Source organism: Pseudomonas sp. (genome assembly GCF_041601375.1).
Lineage (GTDB): Bacteria > Pseudomonadota > Gammaproteobacteria > Pseudomonadales > Pseudomonadaceae > Aquipseudomonas.
On record NZ_JBFIIG010000220.1, the window covers coordinates 1 to 6,425 of the forward strand.

Sequence of the window (6,425 nt, forward strand, 5' to 3'; positions counted from 1 at the left end):
AAGCCGCGCCGGTGAAGCTGCCGATCTCCGCCGCCAGACAGAACAGCTCGATGCTGCCCAGCAGTACATCGTCGAATTGTCGCCGCATTGATTACACCGTGTATCAAGTGAAGTGTCTGGCTGCATATTTATCCGCTTTCGACGCACAAATATAGTCCTGCCCAACAGCGCTGCCTTCCACTCCCCAACAGGACTATCACCATGAGCAACAACAGAACTGTCGTTATCACCGGTGCCTCCAGCGGCATCGGTCTCGGCCTGGCCAAGGCCTATCTCGCCCGCGGCTTCAATGTGGTCGGTAATGCGCGCTCGGCAGAGCGGCTGGCCGACGCCGCCGAAACCCTTGGCGGCAACGGGCGCTTTCTCGGCGTGGCCGGCGATATCGCCGACCCGGCCACCGCGCCGCGCCTGATCGCTCGCGCCATCGAGCGCTTCGGTCAGGTCAATGTGCTGGTGAATAACGCCGGCTTCTTCCTGGCCAAGCCCTTTATCGACTACACGGCCGCTGAGCTGCACAGCCTGCTGGAGACCAACCTCAAGGGCGTGGTGTACGCCTCCCAGGCCGCCGCGCGGCACATGATCGAGCGACGTCAGGGCCACATCATCAACATCACCGCGAGCATCGCGCTGCAACCGAACCTGGCGGTGCCGGCCATGCTGCCGGTGCTGATCAAGGGCGGCCTGAATCAGGCGACCCGCGCCCTGGCGCTGGAGCTGTCGCCGTACAACATCAAGGTGAATGCGGTGGCGCCGGGGATCATCGATACACCGATGCATGACCCGGCGACCCACGACTTCCTCGCCGGCCTGCATCCAGCCGGACGGGTGGGACGCGTCGAGGAGATCGCCGACGCCGTGCTCTATCTCTCGGACGCCGATTTCACCACCGGCGCAGTGCTGCCGGTGGATGGCGGCATGAGCGTCGGCAAGTGGTAAACCCAGTTTAAAAACCAATGCGTAGGGTGCGCCGTGCGCACCGGCGATCCCTCACCTGCTGGTGCGCACGGCGCACCCTACGCACTCTGACCGTTTCAAACGCAGTGGCAATAGCCCAACGCAACAGGCGATGGGCACATCGCCAATTCAAACCCCAAGGAGTATCGATATGCCTTTCGTCAATGTACGCATTACCCGCGACGGCGTTACCCGCGAACAGAAGGCCCAGGTGATTCGCGAGATCACCGAAACCCTGCAACGGGTGTTGAACAAACGCCCCGACCTGACCCATATCGTGATCGAGGAAGTCGACACGGATAACTGGGGCTTCGCCGGCATCACCACCACCGAGTACCGGCAGCGAACGGCGGATTGATTGAGTCTTTCCCGGCGTTGGTGCAGCGCGACCCAGTTTACGAGGAGTATCGCTGCGCTCCTCCTACGCGGCCCGCACATCTTGCGGAGCTGGGTTTATCGCAGAGACTGTTTGTAGCCGATAGTTGCGTTGCCTCGGTAACCTCCCCTCACCCTCTCCTCGCCGGCCGTCCCCAGTGGGGAGAGGGGACTGATCGGGGCAGGTCGTGCAATCGTGACTACTCGAGCTTGCGCTCGGCCCCACCCAGGCGCTGGCGGTTCTGCCAGTCCTCGGCGAAGAACACGTCCGCCTCGGCGGGAGGCAGCAGACCCTTGCCCAGGATGTGATCGGCGGCCTTCTCGCCGATCATGATGGTGGGGGCATTGATGTTGCCATTGGTCAGCGTCGGCATGATGGAGGAGTCCACCACCCGTAAACCCTCCACGCCGTGCACCCGGCATTCCGGGTCCACCACCGCCATGGCGTCGCTGCCCATGCGGCAGGTGCCGGCGGGGTGGTAGGCGGTTTCGGCGGTTTCGGCGAGCCAGTTGTCGATTTCGTCATCGCTCTGCACCTGCTTGCCGGGGGACAGTTCCGCTCCGCGGTAGGGGTCGAACGCGGGCTGGGCGAAGATCTCCCGGGTCAGGCGCAGGCCGCTGCGGTAGGCCTGCTTGTCCGCTTCCTCGCTGAGGTAGTTGAAGAACATCTGTGGCGGCTCGGCCGGGTCGCTGGACTTGAGCCGCACCCAGCCGCGGCTGGCGGGCTTGTTGTGTCCGAGGTGGACCTGGAAACCATGGCCCGCGGCCGCGCTGGAACCGTCGTAGGCGATGGCGCCAGCCAGGAAGTGGTACTGCAGATCCGGGTATTGCAGGCCGGCGCGGCTGCGGATGTAGCCGTTGGACTCGAATTGGTTCGACGCGCCCAGTCCCTGTTTGAAGAAGAACCACTGGGCGCCGATCCACAGCTTGGCCAGCGGGTTCAGCCAGCCGTTCAGCGTGATCTTCTGGGTGCAGGCCTGCTGGACCCAGACCTCCAGGTGGTCCTGCAGGTTCTGCCCCACCCCCGGCAAGTCGTGCACCACCGCGATACCGTGGGCCTTGAGGTGCTGGGCCGGGCCGATGCCGGAGAGCATCAGCAGCTTGGGCGAGTTGAAGCTGCTGGCGCAGAGGATCACCTCCCGGCGTGCCCGGGCGCGCCGGGTCGTGCCGCCCCGACGGTACTCCACCCCCGAGGCGCGCTTGCCCGCCATGATCACCCGGGTGGTGAGGGCATGCATGACCAGTTTGAGGTTGGGTCGCCCCAGCGCCGGCTTGAGGTAGGCCAGGGCGGTGGAGCAGCGCACGCCATCGCGCACCGTCATGTCCATGCGGCAAAAGCCTTCCTGGCGGTAGCCGTTGTAGTCCCGGGTCTCGCCGTAACCGGCCTGCCGGCCGGCCTCGATGAAGGCACGGTAGAGCGGGTTCTTCATGTCGTTGCCGTTGCAGGTGGTGAGCGGCCCCTCGGTGCCGCGGTAGGCGTCGCTGCCGTAGACGCAGTCTTCCGAGCGCCGAAAGTACGGCAGCACGTCCCGATAGCCCCAGCCTTTGGCGCCGTGCGCCTCCCACTCGTCGAAGTCGCCGGCGCAGCCGCGCACATAGGCCATGCCGTTGATCGAGGAGGAGCCACCGATCACCTTGCCCCGGGCCTGGTGGATGCGTCGCCCCTTCAATCCCGGCTCCGCTTCGGTGTAGAAGCCCCAGTCGAACCGTTTCATGTTGAGGGGAATGGAGAAGGCGGTCGGCATCTGGATGAACACGGAGTTGTCCTTGCCGCCGAACTCCAGCACCAGCACCTGATGCTGGCCGTCGGCGCTCAGTCGGTTGGCCAGCACGGCCCCCGCCGAGCCGGAGCCGACGATCACGTAATCGAATTCCTCATCGAACGTTGCCTGGTTCATGTGCCGCCTCCTCGACGGATAGGGCGCTGCCGCCGCCAAGGATTAGGTAGCGTCGCCAAGCTCCGGTGCGCTACTGCTGCCCGCCTCCCGTTGCAAATGCAGGAAATGCAGGTGGTTCTCGAACTGGTCGACGATATCCTCGATCACCTGTTCCTTGCTGTAGCCCATCAGGTCATAGCCCTGACCGCCCTCGTGCAGGTGCACCTCGAGCCGGTAGTAATAGGCCTGGGGGCGCGGCGCGCGCAGGGTGAACGACGGCATCAGGCATTGGTTGGGGTAGACCCGATAGGCGAAGTTCAACTCCTCGCCGAGATCCACCTTCAGGCTCAGATGGGGCAGGGCTTCGTCACCGGTCTCCACGCTGGCGTGGTAACCCTTCTCCGCCAGCACGGCCTTGACCTCCTCCATCGCCGGCTGGATGGTTTCGGCGAGAAAGGTCTGCGCTTCCTTTTCACTCGGAAAACTCATGGCCCGGGACAGGCGCGAGGCCCAGGACGGGTGGGCGCCGCCGGCGCTTGTGGTGCTTGCCGGCAAGTGACGGCCTAACGACTTGAGACTTTCCGCCTTCATGGCTTCCAGCCTCAGTGCCTTGGTCAGGCCGATCATCATCAGGAACAGGACGAAGGCAAACGGCAGCCCCATGACCACCACGGCGCTCTGCAACGCCGACAGGCCGTCGGTCATCAACAGCGCCAGGGTGACCACGCCGATAATCGCCGCCCAGACGATGCGCATCCACGTCGGGGCGTCGTCGTTGGGGTTCTGAATGATGGAGGTGAGGTTCGACAGCACCAGCGAGGCGGAGTCCCCGGAGGTGACGAAGAACACGATCGCCAGCAGCGTGGTCACCAGGGTGGTCAGGGTTACCCAGGGCAGGTTCTCGAGGAACAGGTAGATGGCGGAACCGGGGTTGGTCATGGCCTGTTCGCCAAACTCGGTGGCGCCGCCCATGACCATTTCGATGGCGCTGTTTCCCATGATGGACATCCAGCCCATCATGAAGGTCAAGGGCAGGATCAGGGTGCCGGCCACGAAGGTACGGATGGTTCGCCCGCGCGAGATGCGCGCCAGGAACAGGCCGACGAAGGGTCCCCAGGCGATCCACCAGGCCCAGAAAAACACCGTCCAGCCATTGAGCCAGTCGGTAGGCGGGGCGAAGGCGTAGGTGTTGAAGGACAACTGGACGAAGTGGCCCAGGTAGTCGCCGACGTTCATCACGAACGCGTTGAGCAGGAACATGGTATTGCCGGCGATCAGCACGAAGAGCATCAGCAGCACGGCCAGCAGCATGTTGAATTCCGACAGCCGGCGGATGCCGCGCTCGACGCCGGTGGCCGCGGAAACGGCGGAGAACACCACGATCAGGATGGCGAGGATCGATTGGGTCAGCGTACTTTCGGGCACGCCAAACATGTAGTTGAGACCGAAGTTCAGCTGGATGATGCCGATGCCCAGGCTGGTGGCGACCCCGAAGACGGTGCCCAGGACCGCTGCGATATCCACCACATCCCCCAGCGGTCCGAATATTTTCCTGCCGAACACCGGGAACAGGGCCGAGCGGATCCGCAATGGCAAGCCATGACGGTAGCTGAAAAAGGCCAGGCACAGCCCCACCAGGGTGTAGATGCCCCAGCCGGACAGCCCCCAGTGCAGGAAGGTAATTTCCATGGCGTGGCGGGCGGCCTCGATGGAGCCGCCCTCGCCCACCGGCGGGCTGATGAATTGGGTAATGGGCTCCACGATGCAGTAGAAGATCAGGTCGATGCCGATACCGGCCGAGAACAGCATAGCCGCCCAGGTCACCACATTGAACTCCGGCTCGGCGTGGTCGGGCCCGAGCTTGATGCTGCCGAAGCGGGACATACCGATCACGATGACGAACACCAGATAGGCGACTACGGCGATGAAGTAGAACCAGCCGAAGGTGTTGGATATCCACCCGAGCGCCGCGTAGATGGCCGCGTTGGCTGCCTCGGTGAAAACCATCGCCCACAAGGCGAACACGACGATGGCCAGTGTAGAGCCGTAGAAAACGATGGGGTTGATCCGATCCTTGCCACCAGACAGATCATGGTGGATGTGACTGGAATCGTACATGTCCGACCCTCCTGCGATCAGACGCCCGCGTGCCCGGACATCGACGCCTCAGAAATCAGTCTGTTCGCTCCCGCCAGAACGATCCATGGCGAAAGGCCGCTCTCCGGCTATACGGTTGTACGGCTGATTCACCGCAGCCTGTATCGACATCGGCGGGCCGACATAAATACCAATGCATCGTGTACATGATAGAAGGGAAAAAACAGGTGGGCCTATTTCGCGCTGGAGCGCGGCGATAAATCAGGCGCTGCCCCCCGTGACGTATGGCATGGGGGGCCTGTCATCCGAAGGAGCGGCCTGCCTTGTTGTCGACGCCGCGCTGTCGCGCAGCAAACGGGGGGCAATCGTGTCTGTCGGCTTGTGGGTACCTGTAGGAGCGGCCGGGCGGCGTTCCGCTTCAGCCGCGAAGCTTTGCTGTGCCGCGAAGAATTCGCGGCTAAAGCCGCTCCTACAATAATCAATAAAATCAATGATATATGGGTTGTTTGATAAGGGCAGAAAGAGAGCGCCTGGTTTTTATCCGCGCATTTCACGCCTGCAGTGCTCGCAACAGTCAACGGGTAACCATCGGGTTTGCTGGGCGGCGGTCGTGGATTGCGTTGGCGCTTTGGGGACTGTGACGCCTGCTTGAGCAGCAGCCGGCGGACAGACAATCGGCGGCGGAGCACAGGGGTTTTGTTACGCAACAGACCGGCAGCTGCAAGGGAGTGGCCGCGGGCTGGCTTGGCGGGTTCCGGGACGGTTTGCGCAACCTTAAAGGGGTTGCCATGCATGCATGGCAACCCCTCATGGCAATCATTCAGAAATCAACGGATGTGAGTGCCTTAACCGCGGCTCAGGGCTTCTTCGTTGGCCAGGAATTCTTCCTGCAGCAGGGCCTCGGTGACTTGTTCGGGCTCTTCGCTCAGGCGAGGGTCGTCGATATGCCCGGTGGATACGGCCCTGACCACAAGCTTGCCGACCATGTGTTCGAGGGCATGGCGCATTTTTTCGGTGGCGCCGTCCACGGCCTGATCGAGCGATGAGGCTTTGTGGGTGACTGAAATGGATTGGTGGCCTTTGGGCCGTGCCTCGATCTGGCAGCGCTTGTCGTCGACGCCG

General features: G+C 63.1%; 4 protein-coding genes and 1 pseudogene. 2 read left to right on the forward strand and 3 right to left on the reverse strand.

Annotated elements, in window-relative coordinates; translation table 11 throughout:
- Positions 1 to 201 precede the first annotated feature (201 nt).
- Together ABZE94_RS19470 and ABZE94_RS19475 are read left to right on the forward strand one after the other, a co-directional pair.
- The gene (locus ABZE94_RS19470) at positions 202 to 936 is read left to right on the forward strand and encodes an SDR family NAD(P)-dependent oxidoreductase (RefSeq protein WP_372877579.1); all 735 of its coding nucleotides are present in this window, start codon (positions 202 to 204) and stop codon (positions 934 to 936) included.
- A gap of 130 nt (positions 937 to 1,066) precedes the next feature.
- A complete protein-coding gene (locus ABZE94_RS19475) occupies positions 1,067 to 1,312 on the forward strand; it encodes a 4-oxalocrotonate tautomerase family protein (RefSeq protein WP_372877581.1) in 246 nt (81 codons plus the stop codon).
- Positions 1,313 to 1,529: 217 nt separating this feature from the next.
- Here ABZE94_RS19475 and betA read toward each other — a convergent pair whose 3' ends face one another.
- The 3 genes and pseudogenes from betA to ABZE94_RS19490 all read right to left on the reverse strand — a co-directional run.
- Entirely contained in the window at positions 1,530 to 3,227 is a 1,698-nt protein-coding gene (betA, locus tag ABZE94_RS19480) for a choline dehydrogenase (RefSeq protein WP_372877583.1), read from the reverse strand.
- A 42-nt stretch (positions 3,228 to 3,269) separates the two neighbouring features.
- Positions 3,270 to 5,324 (reverse strand): choline BCCT transporter BetT, encoded by a 2,055-nt coding sequence (gene betT / locus ABZE94_RS19485; protein ID WP_372877585.1) that lies wholly within the window; start codon positions 5,322 to 5,324, stop codon positions 3,270 to 3,272.
- An 824-nt stretch (positions 5,325 to 6,148) separates the two neighbouring features.
- Positions 6,149 to 6,425 (reverse strand): annotated as a pseudogene (locus tag ABZE94_RS19490) (ribosomal subunit interface protein); the annotation flags it as partial.